This window comes from Gilliamella sp. X-60, assembly GCF_057063585.1.
In genome coordinates, this window is sequence record NZ_JBXSQJ010000001.1 from 202,866 (window position 1) to 222,652 (window position 19,787).

Annotated in this window: 23 protein-coding genes; 8 read left to right on the top strand and 15 right to left on the bottom strand. The window is 34.8% G+C overall.

All coding sequences use genetic code 11. The features are described from left to right. Positions 1-19: 19 nt before the first annotated feature. Positions 20-502 carry an SsrA-binding protein SmpB gene (gene smpB, locus ACYIAM_RS00955; RefSeq protein WP_065581660.1) on the bottom strand — a complete coding sequence of 161 codons (483 nt, stop codon included), beginning with the start codon at positions 500-502 and terminating at the stop codon, positions 20-22. 33 nt (positions 503-535) lie between these two features. Between smpB and ACYIAM_RS00960 the strand changes: the two genes are divergently transcribed. The 5 genes from ACYIAM_RS00960 to ACYIAM_RS00980 are packed head-to-tail and all read left to right on the top strand — an operon-like array spanning position 536 to position 2,453. Next, positions 536-1,000 (top strand): type II toxin-antitoxin system RatA family toxin, encoded by a 465-nt coding sequence (locus tag ACYIAM_RS00960; protein WP_483746927.1) that lies wholly within the window; start codon positions 536-538, stop codon positions 998-1,000. Continuing rightward, complete coding sequence (locus ACYIAM_RS00965; protein WP_160430257.1) at positions 997-1,299, top strand: RnfH family protein; 303 nt, start codon at positions 997-999, stop codon at positions 1,297-1,299. Before ACYIAM_RS00960 ends, ACYIAM_RS00965 begins: the two co-directional genes overlap by 4 nt. Beyond that, positions 1,292-1,726, top strand: coding sequence for a zinc uptake transcriptional repressor Zur (zur, locus tag ACYIAM_RS00970; protein WP_160430258.1), 435 nt, complete (start codon positions 1,292-1,294; stop codon positions 1,724-1,726). The genes ACYIAM_RS00965 and zur overlap by 8 nt, the downstream gene beginning before the upstream one ends. Next, positions 1,714-2,070 carry an EamA family transporter gene (locus ACYIAM_RS00975; RefSeq protein ID WP_160430259.1) on the top strand — a complete coding sequence of 119 codons (357 nt, stop codon included), beginning with the start codon at positions 1,714-1,716 and terminating at the stop codon, positions 2,068-2,070. Before zur ends, ACYIAM_RS00975 begins: the two co-directional genes overlap by 13 nt. Continuing rightward, positions 2,070-2,453, top strand: a complete 384-nt coding sequence (locus ACYIAM_RS00980; RefSeq protein WP_174797041.1) for a DMT family transporter — start codon at positions 2,070-2,072, stop codon at positions 2,451-2,453. Before ACYIAM_RS00975 ends, ACYIAM_RS00980 begins: the two co-directional genes overlap by 1 nt. Before the next feature lie 294 nt (positions 2,454-2,747). Here the strand turns inward: ACYIAM_RS00980 and ACYIAM_RS00985 are convergent, their stop codons facing one another. The 9 genes from ACYIAM_RS00985 to ACYIAM_RS01025 all read right to left on the bottom strand — a co-directional run bounded on the left by ACYIAM_RS00985 (position 2,748) and on the right by ACYIAM_RS01025 (position 10,539). After that, positions 2,748-2,963 (bottom strand): DUF4177 domain-containing protein, encoded by a 216-nt coding sequence (locus ACYIAM_RS00985; protein ID WP_174797040.1) that lies wholly within the window; start codon positions 2,961-2,963, stop codon positions 2,748-2,750. 361 nt (positions 2,964-3,324) lie between these two features. Further along, on the bottom strand, positions 3,325-3,729 hold the full coding sequence (gene mutT / locus ACYIAM_RS00990; protein ID WP_065638513.1) for an 8-oxo-dGTP diphosphatase MutT: 405 nt from the start codon (positions 3,727-3,729) through the stop codon (positions 3,325-3,327). A gap of 119 nt (positions 3,730-3,848) precedes the next feature. After that, complete coding sequence (gene secA, locus ACYIAM_RS00995; RefSeq protein ID WP_483746928.1) at positions 3,849-6,581, bottom strand: preprotein translocase subunit SecA; 2,733 nt, start codon at positions 6,579-6,581, stop codon at positions 3,849-3,851. Between the two features lie 80 nt (positions 6,582-6,661). Beyond that, positions 6,662-6,925: a hypothetical protein gene (locus ACYIAM_RS01000; RefSeq protein ID WP_483746929.1), complete on the bottom strand. Its 264-nt coding sequence runs from the start codon at positions 6,923-6,925 to the stop codon at positions 6,662-6,664. A gap of 288 nt (positions 6,926-7,213) precedes the next feature. Further along, complete coding sequence (gene hxlB, locus ACYIAM_RS01005) at positions 7,214-7,753, bottom strand: 6-phospho-3-hexuloisomerase (protein WP_483746930.1); 540 nt, start codon at positions 7,751-7,753, stop codon at positions 7,214-7,216. A 134-nt stretch (positions 7,754-7,887) separates the two neighbouring features. After that, the gene (locus ACYIAM_RS01010) at positions 7,888-8,340 is read right to left on the bottom strand and encodes a PTS sugar transporter subunit IIA (RefSeq protein WP_483746931.1); all 453 of its coding nucleotides are present in this window, start codon (positions 8,338-8,340) and stop codon (positions 7,888-7,890) included. Between the two features lie 10 nt (positions 8,341-8,350). Next, the gene (locus ACYIAM_RS01015) at positions 8,351-8,635 is read right to left on the bottom strand and encodes a PTS sugar transporter subunit IIB (RefSeq protein ID WP_483746932.1); all 285 of its coding nucleotides are present in this window, start codon (positions 8,633-8,635) and stop codon (positions 8,351-8,353) included. Then, positions 8,632-9,999, bottom strand: a complete 1,368-nt coding sequence (locus ACYIAM_RS01020) for a PTS galactitol transporter subunit IIC (RefSeq protein WP_483746933.1) — start codon at positions 9,997-9,999, stop codon at positions 8,632-8,634. The genes ACYIAM_RS01015 and ACYIAM_RS01020 overlap by 4 nt, the downstream gene beginning before the upstream one ends. Before the next feature lie 18 nt (positions 10,000-10,017). Beyond that, positions 10,018-10,539, bottom strand: a complete 522-nt coding sequence (locus ACYIAM_RS01025) for an RpiB/LacA/LacB family sugar-phosphate isomerase (RefSeq protein ID WP_483746934.1) — start codon at positions 10,537-10,539, stop codon at positions 10,018-10,020. Positions 10,540-10,822: 283 nt separating this feature from the next. On the opposite strand from ACYIAM_RS01025, the gene ACYIAM_RS01030 reads away from it, so the two are divergent. Then, a complete protein-coding gene (locus tag ACYIAM_RS01030; protein ID WP_483746935.1) occupies positions 10,823-11,578 on the top strand; it encodes a DeoR/GlpR family DNA-binding transcription regulator in 756 nt (251 codons plus the stop codon). A 62-nt stretch (positions 11,579-11,640) separates the two neighbouring features. On the opposite strand, the gene ACYIAM_RS01035 is transcribed toward ACYIAM_RS01030, so the two are convergent. Further along, positions 11,641-13,182 (bottom strand): multicopper oxidase family protein, encoded by a 1,542-nt coding sequence (locus ACYIAM_RS01035; protein ID WP_483746936.1) that lies wholly within the window; start codon positions 13,180-13,182, stop codon positions 11,641-11,643. A gap of 130 nt (positions 13,183-13,312) precedes the next feature. Next, on the bottom strand, positions 13,313-13,639 hold the full coding sequence (locus tag ACYIAM_RS01040; protein ID WP_174797037.1) for a hypothetical protein: 327 nt from the start codon (positions 13,637-13,639) through the stop codon (positions 13,313-13,315). 281 nt (positions 13,640-13,920) lie between these two features. Between ACYIAM_RS01040 and ACYIAM_RS01045 the strand changes: the two genes are divergently transcribed. Beyond that, on the top strand, positions 13,921-14,985 hold the full coding sequence (locus ACYIAM_RS01045) for an MJ1255/VC2487 family glycosyltransferase (RefSeq protein ID WP_483746937.1): 1,065 nt from the start codon (positions 13,921-13,923) through the stop codon (positions 14,983-14,985). 10 nt (positions 14,986-14,995) lie between these two features. Further along, on the top strand, positions 14,996-15,496 hold the full coding sequence (gene folA / locus ACYIAM_RS01050; RefSeq protein WP_483746938.1) for a type 3 dihydrofolate reductase: 501 nt from the start codon (positions 14,996-14,998) through the stop codon (positions 15,494-15,496). 51 nt (positions 15,497-15,547) lie between these two features. On the opposite strand, the gene relA is transcribed toward folA, so the two are convergent. The 3 genes from relA to coaD are packed head-to-tail and all read right to left on the bottom strand — an operon-like array spanning position 15,548 to position 19,646. Continuing rightward, positions 15,548-17,806, bottom strand: coding sequence for a GTP diphosphokinase (gene relA / locus ACYIAM_RS01055; protein ID WP_483746939.1), 2,259 nt, complete (start codon positions 17,804-17,806; stop codon positions 15,548-15,550). Between the two features lie 3 nt (positions 17,807-17,809). After that, complete coding sequence (gene rlmD / locus ACYIAM_RS01060) at positions 17,810-19,147, bottom strand: 23S rRNA (uracil(1939)-C(5))-methyltransferase RlmD (protein WP_483746940.1); 1,338 nt, start codon at positions 19,145-19,147, stop codon at positions 17,810-17,812. Between the two features lie 10 nt (positions 19,148-19,157). After that, positions 19,158-19,646, bottom strand: a complete 489-nt coding sequence (coaD, locus tag ACYIAM_RS01065; RefSeq protein WP_483746941.1) for a pantetheine-phosphate adenylyltransferase — start codon at positions 19,644-19,646, stop codon at positions 19,158-19,160. Positions 19,647-19,787 lie beyond the last annotated feature (141 nt).

The following is a 19,787-nucleotide window of genomic DNA, read 5'->3' on the forward strand; positions in this document are numbered from 1 at the left end:
CTCTGCAAGTAACCATGTATTATCGGTTGGCGTTTTTCATAATGCGCGCTTTATCGACTTGCCATTGACGCTCTTTAATATCAGTACGTTTATCGTATTCTTTCTTACCCTTAGCAACACCAATTTTCACTTTTGCCCAAGCGTTCTTCCAATAAAGTGAAAGCGCAACAACAGTATAACCTTGGCGATTAATTTGACCGAATAATGAGTTTAGTTCTCGTTCATTTAACAATAATTTACGTGTGCGCATTGGTTCGCACACAACATGTGTTGACGCGACATTAAGTGGTGTGATAGTTGCACCAAAGAGCCATGCTTCACCATCTTTAAGTAAAACATAACTGTCACTAATGTTGGCTTTTCCTGCGCGTAGAGATTTCACTTCCCAACCTTGTAGGGATAATCCCGCCTCAATTTCCTCTTCAATAAAGTACTCATGGCGTGCGCGTTTATTTAATGCAATGGTTGCCGAACCTGGCTTATGTGATTTTTTCTTAGTCATAATGTGCGTTATTATAAAGTTACATGATATGATATGCCACTAATTTTAACTTTTTATTTTATTATTATGGCACACGTTTTTCACGAAGTTATCGAGCCTTATTCTGTAGAGCAAATGTTTTGCTTAGTGAATGATATTGCTCGATACCCTGAATTTGTTCCTGATTGTATCGCAACTGGTATTATTAGCAAACAAGATAATACGTACACAGCGTTTATTGAAGTTGAAAAGTTAGGCTTTAAAAAATCTTTCACTACAGTAAATCAGATTAATCAACCACATTCTATTGAGATAAAATTGTTTGAAGGACCATTTAAACACCTATCGGGAAGATGGCAATTTAGTTCACTCGGTGAAAACAAAAGTAAAATTAGTTTTAGCTTAGACTTTGAGTTTAAAAATAAGTTATTAGATATTGCTTTTTCTCCAGTGTTTAAAGAAGTGATGACAAGTATGGTCAATGCGTTTTCAAAACGAGCAAGGCAGATTTATAAATGATAAATATTCAAGTTGTTTATGCGTTACCAAATAACCCAACGATAATTAATTGCGATGTCGATGATCAAACGAATGTCTTGCAAGCAATTACAAAATCCAATATCTTATCGTTGTGTCAGATTAAACTAGATGAACATTTAATTGGCATCTATGGCAAACGTTGTGATCTCAATGAATTGGTTAAAAATGGTGACCGCATTGAAATATATCGACCTTTAATCAATGACCCTAAAGAAATAAGACGAAGAAAAGCAGCACAAAAAAATAATGACGAAAGGCAAAGGAAACCGAATGCATAATCTGCTCCTTGAAAAGATTGAAACTTTATGCAAAAAGCGGGGTATTAAACTGACAACGCAACGTCGAACAGTTTTAGATATTATGTTAACGGCAAATAAAGCGATGAGTGCCTATGATCTTTTAGATCTACTCAAAGTCAGTGAACCTCAGGCTAAACCACCCACAATTTATCGTGCGCTTGAATTTTTACTAGAGCAAGGTTTCATTCATAAAGTTGAATCTTCTAATAGCTATATTATTTGCCCACACTTTCAAGATCCACAGCATATTTCAATTTTATTTATTTGTGATAAATGTCAACAGATCATTGAAAAACATTCACAAGATATTGAACATCAACTTAAACAATTAGCACAGCAAAGTGATTTTTTAATCAAACATAGCGTGCTTGAAATACATGGATTTTGTCAGCAGTGTCAATCTTAATTGCTATACTTTGGTTAATAAATATTGTCTGCGATACAATTGGACAAATTGCATTTAAGTATGCAGCAATCACCTCAAAAAATCAGCAAGGTTTGCATTATTGGCAAAAATTATTTGGTAATTTTTGGCTTTGGCTAGGTTTTGCCGCATACTTTATTGGTTTTATTTTTTGGCTAGCTTTTTTAAGTGAAGTCCCTTTGTCACAGGGTATTTTATTAGGATCATTTAATATTATTACGGTTATGTTGGCTGGGCGCATTTTATTTCAAGAACATCTTACATTATTCCGTATCATTGGAATATTTTTTATTACCACTGGTGTCGTTTTAGTCGGGCTTACATAATGAAAAAATTTTATATTATTGGATTTATTTTGCTACTATTTTTTGATACGTTTGGTCAAACAAGCTTTAAATTAACGGCATTATCGGCAATGCCACTTGAAGTGAGTGTCGATTGGTTAATTCGTGTTTTCTCTCATGGCTGGGCCTATTTAGTCATGCTTGGTTATACAGGCGCATTTGTCACTTGGATGGTATTATTAAAAAACGCACCAGTAGGCCCCGCTTTTGCCGCGTCTCATCTACAGGTGGTCACCGTGATGTTGGTTTCGGTTATTGCTTTTGATGAGCAAATTACCTTGACGCGTATGCTTGGCGGGTTATCTATCATTATTGGTATTGTTTTTTTGGCTCTAGCAGAACAAAAATTACAGCGTAAATCTTAACGCGTCCTTTTGCTTTTTTATAAAAATATGGTAGTTACTTGAAATTGCCTGTTGTTAAATAATATTGCTTTATTTAAAAAAGATTGATTGAGTTTATCTGATTTAGTGGGAATACAATACAATGAATAGATATATTGATTCCCAATTTTAACAATCGCTAATGTATTTCACTTTTTATCAGGCACGTATGAGTAAAAATGCCATTACCTTAAAAAAGACGAAATTATTAATCTAAAATATTCATGCTTTGAATGAATTCATTAAAAAAATAGGTAATGATATTCAGACTTTTATTTAACTACGTTCCCGTTCCATTACAATTAAATAGGCTTCTCTTTTCCAAAACAAGAACAAGCGGCGCATATCTTTTTCCATCGTTACTACGCGCCAACCATCTTGAGCATTTTTGTTTAAAAATTCTGAAAATTTAACTTCATTAGCATTAGCTGAGCCTAAAAGTAATGAAGACAATGCTCCTTCTTGAAAAACAACTACCTTATATTCTTTCATTATAATTAACACCTTAATTTTATTTAATTTAACACTATTTTTAATGGTAATTAACATCAAAAATTCGCGGCATTATATATTTTTTAACGCTTATTATCTAGCGAATAAAAAATTTATTTTACTTAAAAAGTTGCTATATTTAACCTGTTTTTTCCTTGTTTATTGTATATCACTTTAGATTATGTGCGGAAAATTCGGCCTGATAACAATGGAAATTAGCAAAGCGCTCTTAGTTGTGTAGCGCATTGATTTATAAAGGCGATGTTAGAACTGTCTCAAGTTAAAAACAGAAGAAATAGAAATGACAAAATAAACTAATCTTAATAAACAAAGCTGACAAAAATAAATACTAATAAATAGACTAGATTTGTTTATCCAAATTTTTTAGCATTTCGATAATCGGCCGATTGGCGTCAGGAAATTCGTCGGCATTCAAATCTTCTTGATCAATCCAACGGCTTGGTTGACCTTCTTTAGCGAAAGGAACACCATCCCATTCTTCAACTAAATAAGCATGAATTATGATATCACGATCATCATAACTGTGTTCAAAAACATCTAAGAATTGGGCTTGATGGATATAGATATCTACTTCTTCAGCAATTTCGCGTTGTAGGGTTTGATATGGGGTTTCTCCTGCCTCGATTTTTCCACCTGGGAACTCCCAAAAACCAGCAAGGTGAGAGTCTTCACCGCGTTGGGTGATAAAGATTTGACAATTTTGTGAACGAATAATACCTACAGCAATTTCAATATGTTTATTCATAATTCTATTTGCCTATGAGTAAAATTAGGGAAAGCAGCAACTCCCCCTATTTCAATTTATTGCCGATCCTAATCGACGTTTTAATCATCAACTTTGTGTGATGATACTAAATTTTCACCTTACTGAACAGCACCATGACAATGTTTATATTTTTTACCTGAACCACAAGGGCACGGATCATTACGTCCAACTTTAGCTTGAGTTCGCACCATTGGTTGTGTTGTGGCCCCGACTGTCTGATCTTCACCCTCGCCATTCATGGTGGTCACAGATTCATGACTAGCTTGTTGTTTAGCCATTAGTTTTTCCATTTCAGCAAGACGTTGACGTTCTGCTTCATCAACTTCTTCTTGTGAGCGAATTTGCACACGACTTAAAAGACCAATAACATCATATTTTAACGATTCTAACATGCCAGCAAACATATTAAAGGACTCGCGTTTATATTCTTGTTTTGGATCTTTTTGTGCGTAACCACGTAAATGAATACCTTGACGTAAATAATCCATAGCAGCTAAGTGTTCTTTCCAAAGCGTATCAAGTGTTTGTAGCATGACACTTTTTTCAAAGTGCCTAAATGCTTCAGCACCAGCAGTATTTTCCTTTTCTAAATATCTTTCTTGTGCCATTTGTAAGATACGTTCGCGCAATGTTTCTTCATGTAGGTTCTGCTCTTCATCTAACCATTTGGCGATGGGTAAATCCAAATCAAAGTCTGTTTTTAGCGCGGCTTCAAGTCCAGGGATATTCCACATTTCTTCAATTGATTGTGGTGGTATGTATTGGTCAATGAGTGTATTAAATACATCACCTCGGATCGAATCAATGGTATCTTTTATGTCGGCATTATCAAGTAAACTGTTTCGTTCACGATAAATTACTTTACGTTGTTCGTTAGCAACATCATCATATTCAAGAAGTTGTTTACGAATATCAAAGTTGCGACTTTCAACTTTCTTTTGTGCATTGGCAATGGCTTTAGTTACCCATGGGTGTTCAATGGCTTCGCCTTCTTTCATGCCCAGTTTACGCATCATGTTACCGACACGTTCAGAGGCAAAGATTCGCATCAATGGATCTTCAAGTGATAGGTAAAAACGTGAAGCACCAGGGTCACCTTGACGACCAGCACGACCACGTAACTGGTTGTCGATACGACGCGATTCATGACGCTCTGTACCTAAAATATAAAGCCCACCTAATGCAATCACTTCTTCGTGTTTTGTTTGCCAAACTTGTTTCGCTTTTTCGATATCTTCTTGCGTTGGATTTTCAATTTTAGCTATATCACTTTGCCAATTTCCACCAAGCATAATATCGGTACCACGCCCCGCCATGTTAGTTGCAATAGTAACGGCACCTTTACTCCCAGCATTAGCAATGATTTCAGCTTCTTGAGCATGGAATTTAGCATTTAACACATTGTGTTTAATGCCGGCTTTTTTAAATGCTTGTGAAACTAATTCTGATTTTTCGATTGATGCTGTCCCAACTAAAACGGGTTGGCCGCGTTTTACACATTCTTGTACATCAGTAACAATCGCGTTAATCTTTTCCTTTTCAGTCATATAGACAAGGTCAGATTGATCTTTTCGTTGCATTGGACGATTTGTTGGAATAACAATCGTATCCAACCCATAAATTTGATTAAATTCAAATGCTTCAGTGTCCGCAGTACCTGTCATCCCCGCTAATTTTTCGTATAAACGGAAATAGTTTTGGAACGTAATTGAAGCTAGTGTCTGATTCTCATTTTGGATTTTAACATGCTCTTTTGCTTCAACCGCTTGGTGTAAACCATCAGACCAACGACGACCATCCATGGTTCGACCAGTATGTTCATCCACGATAACTATTTCGTTATCTTTAACAATATAGTCAACGTCGCGATGAAATAAGTGATGAGCACGTAGGGCTGCATTAACGTGATGCATTAGAACAATATTACTTGGCGCATAAAGCGATTCATCACCTTTCATGATGCCTTGTTTAATCAATAGTTCTTCAACTTTAACTAATCCACGCTCGGTTAAATTAACTTGGCGTGATTTTTCATCAATGGAAAAATCTCCATCTCCTTGAAACTGTTCAGAGTCTTCTTTTTCCTGACGAGTCAAATAAGGAATGATTTTATCAATACTAATATATCTTTCAGAACTATCTTCGGCCTGACCTGAAATAATCAGTGGGGTTCTTGCTTCATCAATTAAAATTGAGTCGACTTCATCGACTAAGGCGTAATGTAATGGACGTTGTACTCGAGCATCTTTGCTAAATACCATATTATCGCGTAGATAATCAAAACCATATTCATTGTTAGTACCATAAGTGATATCAGCATTGTAGGCTTCACGTTTTATTTGTGGTGGCATATTAGGTAAATTAATACCAACAGTTAATCCTAAAAATTCGAATAATGGACGATTATTTTCTGCATCACGCTGTGCTAAGTAATCATTAACCGTAACAACGTGCACACCTTTACCTGTTAGTGCATTTAAATAAGCAGGTAATGTTGCCGTTAAGGTTTTTCCTTCACCTGTGCGCATTTCGGCAATGCAACGTTCATTTAATACCATACCACCGATTAACTGCACATCAAAATGACGCATACCAAATACACGCTTACTTGCTTCGCGCACCACCGCGAAAGCCTCTTCCAAAATATCATCTAATTGGATACCTGCAGCAACCTTTTGTTTAAATTCTGTGGTTTTAGCTTTTAATTCTTCATCTGACAATGCTTCCATGGCTGGTTCAAGTGCATTAATTTTTTCAACTCGGTTACGCATGGTTTTTAAAACGCGATCATTGCGACTACCAAATACTTTTGTTAATAATTTTAATAACATAACTTTTCTCTTATTTTTTCAATGCGGATTTAAGGAATTAACCTTATATAAAAATTAGTTTTATTTGAGTGATAAGCTCATTAAACGGTAGCTTTAGGTCCAGCTCGTATGCCGTTATAAGGAGATAGTCGAATAACTTTACTTGGTGAAAGTTCAATACTATTAGGTATAACAAAAAGCGCTGCGATACATCGTTTTTGTAAATGTGATAGCGTTTGTGATTTTTTTCGCTCTACTTCTTGGTGATCTTGTACAATAGATGCAATTGCAATGATCCCAATTTGCGAAACAGGAGCTTCCGAAGGAAGCGCTTCATGTTGATATAAACCGAACCCAGCAGCCATTACACCTAACAATAAGTGAGATAACGCGGTTTTAATAATCAAGCATTTGCTGAGTTTTTGCCAATAATATATCATTGTCATAATGATGATATATTAGCATTTTTAGCAAAAATGAAAAACAATTATTACAAATGGTCATTTTTTATTATTTTTAATTTACATATGTATAAAATAAGCTTTTTACGGGGATTATTAAGTAATATGGATATAAAGCTAGTACGGTTATGATTATTTGATAAACGCCACTTATTTAAAAAAATAAGTGGCGTTTATCATATCAGTCAGGCGTTATTCTAAACTGGCATGGCGATGAGCCATATCATCATTACTATCTTTTTGTTGATTGCTCATGGTAAGAATGACTGTGTCAAAGATGACAAGTAACATTTGTTCAAAAAGGCTCCCCAGAGGTTGTTGGCTTATTTGTGATGTGGAATATTTATTACCAGATTGCAAAATAATATCAGGAGTTTGAATTTTTGCTAGTGTAGAATTAGGCGATGCACAGATAATAGCAAGATCAATAGATTGCTTTAGTGCAGATTCTGCTATCATATTGACACTGTTTGTTTCTCCCGATGCCGATGCTACAATTAATAAATCGCCCTGTTTTGTTGATGGTGTTGTCGTTTCGCCTACGACAAAGGCATTTAGCCCAAGTTGCATAAGCCTCATTGCCAAAGCTTTTAGCATAAGACCTGATCGTCCTGTACCATAAACAAAAATACGATCATGTTGTTGTATTTTTTGTATCAAGTTCGTAATATTTTGTTCCGTTAATGTTTTAACCGAACGATTTAATTCTTCAATGATTAATTGTGATTGCATTTTTTTTTCCTTATAAGGGCAATAGCCTGAACTATTGCCGAGATAAAAATATGCTATTATTTAACTTAAACTTTTATTTTTATTAGTAAATTGTTGTTAGTCATTTTCCAATAAAACTTTACCAAGATTGAAATTCATTTCGTATTTAATTGCTGAGCAATCAATTCTTCTGCTTGTAGACAACTTAAATGCTGGCACTGGGTAATAAAAATTTCGTTCTGAAATAAAGTAAATAGTTTTCTAAGTATCGATAAATGTTGATTACTAGTTGATAACGCCAAATTAAAGATTAAATGGCAAGTTACCATTAAGTCAGCATTTTCCATTTGCCTAAATACAATGCCTTTAGTCGAACGTACCAAACTAATAGCGTCAGATTTAACAAGTTGATAATTGGCATGGGGGATTGCAATGCCAATACCATTACTCATCATTAATCCCGTTGGATACTCTTTTTCACGATCTATGCATGCATTAATATAATCAGCATGAATATAATTTTTGGTTAATAAAAAAGAGCCCGATGAGCTTATTGCATCTTGATAGTTGTGAATACTTTCTTCTAAATCATGAACTAAAATAAACATAGTCGGCCTCTTATTTTGTTAGTTCTTGTTTAACCGCTTCGAATATAGTCTCTTCTCCTAGGCCAGTAAGTAAACCTGCACCGACAATAACTTTTGTTTTTATCTCAGGATTATCGATTTTGGTTGATGAGACGACCAAATCGTAGCTATTAAACGTATCTGCATTACATGCCATTAGTGATGATTTATCCACTTGTGCAGTTAAATTTTGTTCTTTTAAATAGTCTTGTAAAATTGAAACCATGATTGATGATGAAGCAATTCCATTTCCACATACCACTAATACTTTTTTCATTTTGAAACCTCGCTATTGATATTTGAATTTGTTTCTTTTTTCTTTAATAAATAACCAATTGATAACAAAATTAAACCAATCAACATATAACCTAATATGCCTACATGACTGATTGCGGCAAAAAGCCCTGTAAATGGATTTGCTGATGGGTTTAATGAGGTGTACATCACTGTTGCGTCTGGATTAGTACCAAATTTTTGGAATACTTCATTTGTTGAAGGTGTCATCCATGAAGCAATATATAAACCTCCACCAAACAAAAAAATGGATGTTATCCATGTTCGGAGAATGTTTCCTTTAAATACAGGTACCATACAAGCAATAAAGAATACAAATTGTGATAAATCTCCTAATGGCATCACCTTATTACCAGGTAAAATAACTGCTAAGATGACAATAACAGGGATAAGTAATAAAGCGGGAGCGATAACCGAAGGGTTACCAACGATTAATGCAGTATCCATGCCGACAGTAATGTCACGATTGGGAAACCGTTTAACTAATTTTTTTCGAGCTACATTTGATAATGGTACTAACCCTTCCATCATTATAGAAGTCATTCTTGGTAATAACAGCATTACTGCGGCTAAATACATACCTAATTGGAGACTTTCAATGATAGTTTTATATGGGGTTTGCCATGAATAACCACAGAATCCAAGCAATACTCCAATAATAAATCCAACCACAGTTGGATCACCGAGTACTCCAAAACGTTTTTGAATGGTTTCAGCTGTAATGCTAAGATTTTTGAAACCAGGTATACGGTCATAAATCCAATTAAACGGATAAGCAAAAATAAGATAGGTATTTGCTACAGGATGAGAAATCGAAACACCTTCTGGTAAATTATAAAATTTTTCATTATTTTTAGCACCAAGATCGGCGGCAATTAATGCCCATACGTGGAAAAGAGCTGCTGTTAATACACCATATAAAAAACTTCCTGAATAAACGCCAACAATAGCTCCCATTGATGCATTTTGGTGCAAGTTAAATACATCCACATTTACACAGTCAGTAATTTTCATAATAAGAAGTAATATATTAACAGCAACACATAATGGAATAATAATCGGCCCCATACTCGAACCGAATCCCATTACCGCTGTAGCCGCTCCACCAACATCAATTGCGCTAAGCGAAGATCCCGTACTTTCAGCAAGTCCTGTTACAGCTGGTGCCATTTTGTCAAGCATAAACTTAATGGTCATACTTAATGCAATAAAACCAATACCGACTTTCATTGCAGAAGATATACATTCAGAGATAGGCCGACCGAGTGCGGCCATAAATATTAGAAATATGATAGGAATAAAAATAAAATTGCCTAAATCATTAATAAATTGTGTGATCAGTTCCATAGGTGACTCCTTTGTTGATTACTCATCTGCTCTAAATCCCATATTCCATGCAACATGCATAGGTTTGACTAATAAAGCATTATCATTGCGTTCAGCTTCAAGTAGGTTTTTTTTAGAATTTTCTCGTGCTGTTTCAAAATTGAAAGGTTCATCAAGCCAAGCATCAATAATCATTTTGGTATATTCTAGTCCATTAGCTCGACAACCAAGTCCAATAATTTGTGCATTGTTACTTAGTCTGGCTCTTTTGGCTGAATAAGGGTTAGTTACAGCTGTTGCGCGAATTCCCCAATGTTTATTAGCTTGACAAGTAAAACCAATACCCGTTCCACAAATGTAAATTCCTAAACGGCAAACATCTTTTTGAATTAAAATTGACATTTCATCAGCTAACTTGGCAAAAGAGTTAATTCCATCTTCTTTAACCTTCACTGGGTCATAAACAATAACAGCATTTTTTTCTTGGATTAGGTATTGTTTTATTACTTGTTTGTATTCAAATCCAATATCGTCACAGGCTATAGCAATTTTGGTTTTCATTGGTTCTCCTTATTTATATTGATAACCAACTTTATAATTGGTTTTTGTTTGCAAGTCAATGTGATCAAAATCACAAAACAAATAAGATATTGTTTTTAATTAAAATAAAAACCAATAAATATCAAATTTAAGTTGTTTTTTTACGGCAATTTTGAGTAGGGAATAGAAAGATTTAAGATAAATAAGGAATAAAATAAACTTTGCTGTAAAATGTCGATAATAATTACGTATGATAAACGTTGAAGAACTTATATCCATATTAAGATACTTGAGGTTGTTAACAATGCAACTAATGAATGAGAGAAGAGAATTGATTTTAGAAGAGTTAATCACGGCAGGAACTGTGTATGTAAGTGAATTGGCTCGTAAATATCAAGTAACGTATGAAACAATTCGTAAAGATCTATTAGCATTAGAAAAAAAAGGCTTTTTAGTCAAAAGCCATGGAGGAGCAACTCTTAAACAGGGCGCAATTGAGCACCCTTTTAAAATTCGAGAAAAAGAAAATGCAAGTCTAAAAAAAAGTATTGCACAAAAAGCATTAACTTTAATTCCTGATAATTGCTCAATGATTATTGGAACAGGTAGTACAGTGCTAGAATTAGCTAAATTGTTATCATTTCGTTCTGGTTTTAAAGTTTTTACTGATTCTTTACCTGTAGCTAATGTATTGATCTCATCACAAAACCAAGTTTTCTTATTTGGTGGCGAATTACGTGATAAAAGTTCATCTGTTTTTGGTGGCTGGACAGTTTCAATGATTAATGAAATTCAGGTAGATGTTTGTTTCTTGGGCACGGATGGCTTTAGTAATCTTAATGGACCATCTAGCCCATCATCTTCTGATGCATATATAGACAAGACAATTATTTCTCATTCCGATAAAAGGTATATTCTCGGAGATTATACTAAGTTTAATCGCAAAAGTTTATATAAAATTTGTGGATGGAGTGAAATTACTGCACTCATTACTAATGATTTGGTCGATAAAAAACAAGTTTCTGAATTAGAAAAAACAACTAAAGTAATTTTATGTTAATTTATTTTCCCTTAATCCAACCATACTAAAAAGTTGAATTAAGGGAAGAATAGGAAGGAATATTATTCCACCATTAATTGCCCCATCATACCGAGTGTTTCATGTTCAACAATATGGCAATGATACATACGTAATCCGGCCATATTTTGTTGAATTTTTATGGTGATCTTTTCATGTGGACGTAAATTAATAGTGTCTTTTAAGGCGACATATTCAGGTGGATTTTTTTCACCATTCAATTCGTGTGAAACAACAATAAACTGTGCGCCATGTATATGAAAATTGTGATCCATATGAGAGTTATTGAAAATTGTCCACTCTTCAACCTCATGAATTTTGCTTTTCAAATCGATCCTTTGCATATCATGGCGTTTACCATTAATTAAGAATAGCATGCCACCACGCGGTTCCTTCATGTCCATCACTTCGGTATATTCAATAGATTTATAGGTCGTTGCCTGCCCCAGTTTTGGCAATGCTCGTAAGGTTGACGGGATAGTCATTGATTTTGACTGTGTCAATACCAATTCTCCAAGTATGATATCTTGTTCTGGTGGTACATTGCCCATTTTTCCGCGATCGTAACCGATAGATTGTAAATACACCGTACCAGATTGTTTTGGCAAAATGACAAGTTCTGCACGTTCAGCTGGCGACAATAGCAGCGGTTTATTGAGTAAAACAGGAGCTGGCATTAATCCACCATCCGTACCAACCAAATAAACATCACATCCAGGAATAGATAAATTAAGATAACGACCAGAACACGCATTCCAAACTCGTATCCTTGTTGCCGTATTTATGGTGATTTTGGGACGATAGGCACCATTTATTAATACAAATTGTCCTTCTCGACCATTCATCCAATCAACCATTGAATTATCAGCAATTTCGCCTTTATCAGTCAATTTTAAATCTGAAAAAAACCAGTTTTGTTCAGGCAAGAATGCGAGCGGATCGTTTTTGCTGCGTACAATAAATATGCCAGCTAATCCTCGCGCAACTTGTTCTGCTACTGTTTCATGGCTGTGTGGATGATACCAATAGGTACCAGCATTCCCTTCTGGTATAGTAAACTCATAAGTTCGGCTACTTCCAGCAGGAATTTGATCTTGTGGATTACCATCTTGATTAGATGGGATCAGCAAACCATGCCAATGTACGGTTGTCGCTTGAGGTAAGTTATTTTTAACAGTAATTTTAACGTTATCCCCCTCAAAAGCTTCAATCATTGGACCGGGGATATGACCATTATATGCCCAAAATTCTGTTGTAATATCTTGTGTTAACTTTAACTTAACGGGTTTAGCCTCTAAGATTGCTTCAAAAATACCTTGTTTATTACTGGTATTTTCTAAATGAGTTAATTCTGGTAAATTTAGACCTTGTGGCAAAGCTGAGGTCGGTAATAATTTTTGTGAAACTTTGTTACCCATATTCATCTTCATATTCATGTCTCCCATTTCACCTGTTTTACACTGATCAGAGTTGGCTTCACAAGCCATACCTGACATAGTTGAATTATCCATTTTGGCAAAGGCTTTTGTAACTGCTACCCCACTTAAAGCCGCTGTAATATTGAACAAAAAATTTCGACGTTTCATAATATTCCTATAACCATTTTTCTATAATAATCAATCACTATCTAGTGATTAGTGATAAAAACGAATAACAAAAAATTTTTACTGCAAAGATAAATATTTCGACTAATTTTTTATTGAAAATACAAATTAATTAAACAATTCTTAGTAGTTTTAATTCAGGAATAAACTTTTTATATTTTTGAGCAAAGTTAAATGTAAGGTATAGTTCACAATGTGGTAAAAACTGAAGATTAAAAGTGGTACAAGCTGAATCATGAGATGATTTTTGTAATAAAGAATGGCAATCATTATGCTCATTCATGCCTAACTTAGCGATTATGTGGTGTGAAATATCATTAACAGTAACTAATGAGCCAATTGTGATTGTCAAATATCTTGCAGAATCAGCAAATAAAAAGAAAATAATTGCTAATGCAACAATAAGGTAATTTTGTTTATTGATGATTCTTAATGACATATGCAAATCTCACTATTCATCTAACAATTACTTAGGCTATTGTACTGAAAAAAGAAGCAAAGTTATACAAAATTTATACACTTTAAGTGAGACTATTTTATAGTAACTAGATGAAGCACTGTTGCTTCATTTAGACTAATGAGTAATAACGTTAACCAATGTTGAATTATGACAACTAATCATGAATATCATGTTGCATTTAATCATACAAAATAATTTACATAATAATAAGCTGTTCTGCTATTATATTTGTATAACTTAAATTGACGAATCATAAAGATATGAAAATTCTCTTTGGTGTTCAAGGAACAGGAAATGGCCATGTCAGTCGCTGTAGAACATTAGCTAACGCACTGAAAAAGGTTGGTGCGAATGTTGATTATATTTTCAGTGGCCGCGATCCTAAAGACTATTTCGACATGCAAGCTTTTGGCGATTATAAAACCTATCGTGGTGTCACGTTTGCCACCCTTAATGGTAAAATTAATTTTCGCAAAACTGTGCAACGTATTCGAGCTTTCAGGCTCATTAAAGATGTCCGTGAGCTTGATTTATCAAAATATGATTGCATAATTAGCGATTTTGAGCCAGTAAGTGCTTGGGCTGCACATCATCAACATCGTGAATGTTTAGGTATAAGCAATCAAGCAGTTTGCCAATATCTTAAACCTAAAGAATATGGATTAGTCGCAAATGTGATTATGAAATATTACGCTCCCGTCACTAAACCAATTGGCCTACATTGGTTTCATTTTGGGCATAAGCTAATCCCCCCTATGATTGACACATTTGAAACTGCGCCAACCGAGGATGGAAACATCATCGTCTATTTGCCATTTGAAGCATTAGATGAAATTACGGTATTGTTAAAGCAGTTTAAAGAGCACCAATTTATCTGTTTTCATCCAGATATAAAACAAACATCACAACAAAGTAATATTAATTTTCAACCGCTTGGGCGTGATAATTTTACTCAAGCTTTAGTTCGTTGCTCTGGAATTATTTCAAATACAGGATTTGCATTGATTTCTGAAGCATTGACCCTTGGTAAAAAGATTCTAACTAAACCTGTATCAGGTCAATTTGAACAAATTTATAATGCTCAATGTTTGCGTTCTCTTGATATGGCAACAGTTATGGAAAATTTAAACTGTATCAAACTCAAATACTGGCTTAATTTACCTTCGCCAAAACCAATAATCTACCCTGATGTGGCTACAGCACTGGCTAATTGGATTGTTTCAGGGCAAAAAGAGTCATTACTTTCTTTAAGTGAACGGCTTTGGAGCCAAACTATCTTTCCTGAAAATGTGAATCAGCGAATAAAATCTTTAGGGTATGTGTAAAGGAGCGAATATGATATTAAGTATTATTGTAGCCATGGCGGATAATCATGTAATTGGCTTAAATAATCAAATGCCTTGGCATTTACCCGCAGATTTGGCATGGTTTAAAAAAAATACACTTAATAAACCTGTTATTATGGGGCGAAAGACATTTGAGTCTATTGGTCGTCCGTTACCAGGGCGTCATAATATTATTATTTCAAGGCAAGCAATCATAGAATCTAACATGGTTCCAAATGTAAGTTGGGTACCATCAATTGATGCCGCGATATTGTTAGCTCAAACACAGCATGTTGATGAAGCGTTTATTATTGGTGGTGGTAATATTTATAAGCAGACGTTACCTTTAGTGAATCGACTTTATTTAACACATATAAAGGCAAAACTACAGGGCGATACTTATTTTCCTGATTATTCGCCTGAGCAATGGCAAGTTATTTATCAAGAACCGCATCAAGCCGATGATAAAAATGGCTATCCATATCAGTTTGAAATTTTAGAAAGAAAATAATAAGTCTTAACCTATTGCCACTAAATAAAAAGTGGCAATTTAACATGTCAATTAGCCTTGAAAACGTTTGGCTTCAATAACATCAGGTAGTTGTTTTATTTTATTGAGTACTCGATTTAACGAATCCTGATCAAAAATTTCCATATCAACATCGATAGTCGCTAATTGCTGCTTCATATCCGAGCGACTAATTAGACCAAGAACATTAACCTTTTCATTAGCCAAAATTGTAGTAATATCTCGCAATAAACCACTGCGATCGTTAGCAACAATTTGTACCACCATGGTATAGCTTGAGTAGGTATTGTTGTTCCAAACAGCATGAGTAATACGTTCGGGAGCATGATTTTTTAGTTCTTGCAATTGTTCACAATCAGCTCGATGAATCGAGATACCCCGCCCTTGAGTAACAAATCCCGCAATGGGATCGCCAGGAATTGGGCGACAGCAATTTGCAATGGTGTACATTAAATTACCCACACCTTCAATAATAATTTCACTGCCTTTTTTATTACCGGTCTTATTGGTATTTTTGGTTTGAGCGTTCGATTTTTGGGCAATCTGTTTTAAGGCGGCTTCATCTTCTTCTTCAGCCGTTGGTTTGTTAAATTGAGCATTGATAAAGTTGACTAATTGATTAATTCTTACATCACCACTACCAATACCAGCAAGTACCTCGTCAAAAGAATGAGCGTTATATTTATTGATTAAGAGTTTTTCAACACTTTTTAAACTAATATTTAAAGGTTCAAGCTCGTGCTCTAAAATTTGCTGACCTGCTACAATATTTTTATGTCGATCTTGTTTTTTAAACCAAGCTTGAATTTTAGCTCTTGCACGGCTACTATTAACAAATCCAGTATTCGGATTTAGCCAGTCACGGCTTGGATTAGGTTGTTTTTGGGTAATGACTTCAACTTGATCACCCATTTTTAAATGGTAGGTAAATGGTACAATTCTTCCGCCGACTTTAGCACCAATACAACGATGCCCAACATCACTGTGTATATGATAAGCAAAATCAAGTGGAGTTGAACCCGCAGGCAAGTCAACAACATCGCCTTTAGGGGTAAAAACATAAACGCGGTCATCAAAAATTTGACTACGCACAGCTTCTTGAATCTCACCGCTTTCAGACATCTCTTGTTGCCATGTTAATAATTTACGCAACCAAGAAATTCGCTGATCATAAGCAGTCATTTTGTCAGTACTGCCTTCTTTATACTTCCAATGAGCGGCAACGCCTAGTTCAGCATCATTGTGCATTTGTTCAGTACGGATTTGAATTTCGATTATTTTATCTTGTGGTCCATAAACGACAGTATGGATTGATTGATAACCATTTGGTTTTGGATTAGCGACATAATCATCAAATTCTTTAGCGATATGTTTGTAATGGCTATGGACGATGCCTAATGCATTATAACAATCCTCAATACGATCGCAGATAATCCGTACGGCACGGATGTCATATAGATCCTCGAATTCGAGATGCTTACGCTCCATTTTGCGCCATATACTATAAATATGCTTAGGGCGACCATAAACCTCAGCGCGGATATGATCTTGATTCATCAGTGCTTGTAAATGATGAACCAATTGCTTGATATACAACTCACGATCTAATCGCTTTTCTTGCAATTTTTTAGCAATCAAACGATATTCATCTGGATATAAATAGCGGAAACAAAAATCCTCTAACTCCCATTTTAATTGACCTATGCCTAAACGGTTAGCTAAAGGGGCATAAATGTTAAAACACTCTTTAGCGGCAAGCACTTGTTCTTCTTGGGGGGCATTAATTAAATTGCGTAAATAGGTAATACGTTCTGCTAATTTAATTACTACACTTCGAAAGTCATTGACCATCGCAAGTAGCATACGACGGATACTATCAATTTGTTCGGTAGTGGCGCTGCCGTTACGAATGGCTCGTAGTTGGCGAATTTCCTTCATTCTGACAATGTTAGAAATAATATGAGAAATTTCACGATCAAAATCTTCAGGAATATCTTCTCGACGAATGATTTTGTTATCAACAAAAGGAAGCAATAAAGCGGCACATAAACTATTAATGTCCATATTAAGTGTCGATAAAATCTCGACCATTTCTATTGCGTTTTCGAAACAAAAAGTTTGCTCCGGCGCACCTGCGCTGTTTTCAAAACAAAAATCCCAAACTTCTCTAAACTTTTTATAAAATGTTGGACTGGTTAATAACAATTCTTGTTTTATCCATCGTTCAACATCAAATTGAGTCAGCGAGTAATGTTCTTCACTATGTTGGTGTGCGCCTCGAATAGATACCATAATTTATGTTCCTGATTTTATTAGCAACAGCATTGATTCAATGTGTTTGGTTTGCGGAAACATATCTAATATAGCAACTTGATCAATTTGATATCCTGCATCTAAAAGTTGTTTGCTATCTCGGGCTAGCGTCGCAGGATTACAGGATATATAAACGATTTTTGACGGAGCTAATTTTGCAATTTCTATTGTCGCATTAAACGCACCAGCTCTTGCTGGATCTAATAATACTTTATTATATTGTGATTGACTCCATATCGAAAATTGTTGGGTATCGTCTAAGTTACTAGTTAAAAAATTGGTTTCCGCACAAATCTCAGTGCTATTTAATATAGTGTTAAATTTTGCTTTTTCAACTAGGGCATCAACACCTTCAATGCCCGTTAATGTTTTACTTAATGTAGCTATAGGTAATGAAAAATTACCCATACCACAGAACAGATCTAAGACTTGGTCAGTAGGTTGTAACGTTAGCCAATCAAGTGCTTGCTCGATCATTTTTTGATTAATTTTACTATTTACTTGAATAAAATCGAGTGGGCTGAAGGTTAATTTTAAATGATTAATCAAATAAAAATGTTCGGTATTACCAGTAATATGTACTAAATCTTTGCCGTGAAAATAAAGCGAAATATGGTTATTTTCGGCGAATTGTTTTAATAGGTTAACATCCTGATCGACCAGAGGCATGGTATGCCTTAATACAAAAATAATACCACTATCGACCGACATTAATTCAATATGGCCAAGTGCTTTTTTCTGTTTTATGCAATTGAGCATGCTGTGTAATGGTGCTAACAACGCATCTAATTCGTCAACTAATACCGGACAATGTTTGATATTAATTATTTGATTTGATTCAGCTTGGCGAAATCCAATGACCAATTTACCTTTAACAACATTAATCGAAAGTCTTGCTCGTCGACGATAATGGTAAGGCTGATCGGCAATAATTTGGGGGGAGCTTTCAATAATATTTGTCAAAGGTTGCCCTGTTTCTTTTTGTAACAGATTGATTAACGCATCATACTTTGCTTTTTGTTGCAAATTTGGGGAAATATGTTGTAATTCACAACCGCCACATTGTTGATAATATTCACATTGTGGTTTAACGCGATCTTTGCTCTGATTATGGTATCGAATGACTTTAGCTTTAGCATAATTTTTTTTATTTTCAGTCAGTTCAATATCAACAGTTTCATCTGGCAAGGCTGATTTAACAAAAATTGTTTTACCCTTATGATTGGCAATGCCTTGCCCAAAAGCATCTAAGGATAAGACTGTGACTGTCAATTTTTGTGGTGTGAGTTTTTTCTTCTGTGGAGTGTAAAAATTAACCATATACGTTTATTTATGCTAAGCGCGTTAATAATGCTGTTTTGACATGCAGTGGCACTAAATTTGTAATATCACCGCCATGGAAGGCGACATCTTTTACAATTGTTGATGAAATAAATCCCATTGCAATAGATGGCATCAAAAAGATAGTGTCTAAATCAGATTTTAACGCACGATTCATTTCAGCAAGTTGCCTTTCGTATTCAAAATCGTGTGTTGTACGAACACCACGTACGATCACTGTTGCATTATGGGTTTGAGCAAAATTAGCCATTAAATTATCAAAGCCAATCACTTCCACATTAAGTAGGTGTTCAACAGCGGTTGAAGCTAAATTAACGCGTTCTTCTAATGAAAAGAGCGTATTTTTACTTGGATTTTCTGCAATAGCAATAATTAAGCGAGGAAAGAGTAATGACGCTCGTGTAATAAGATCGATATGACCATTAGTTATGGGATCGAAAGTGCCAGGGAAAATAGCCGTTAAGGTTTTGCTTTTCATATTTCATATTATCCATTAGCGATGATGGTTATATGATACCTAATTTTGTTATGGATTGTTAGCTTAAGCTGACAAAATCCTATTAATTGCATTAATACAATTAATGGCGGAATATTACTTGGTAGTGCCTTTAGTAATAAA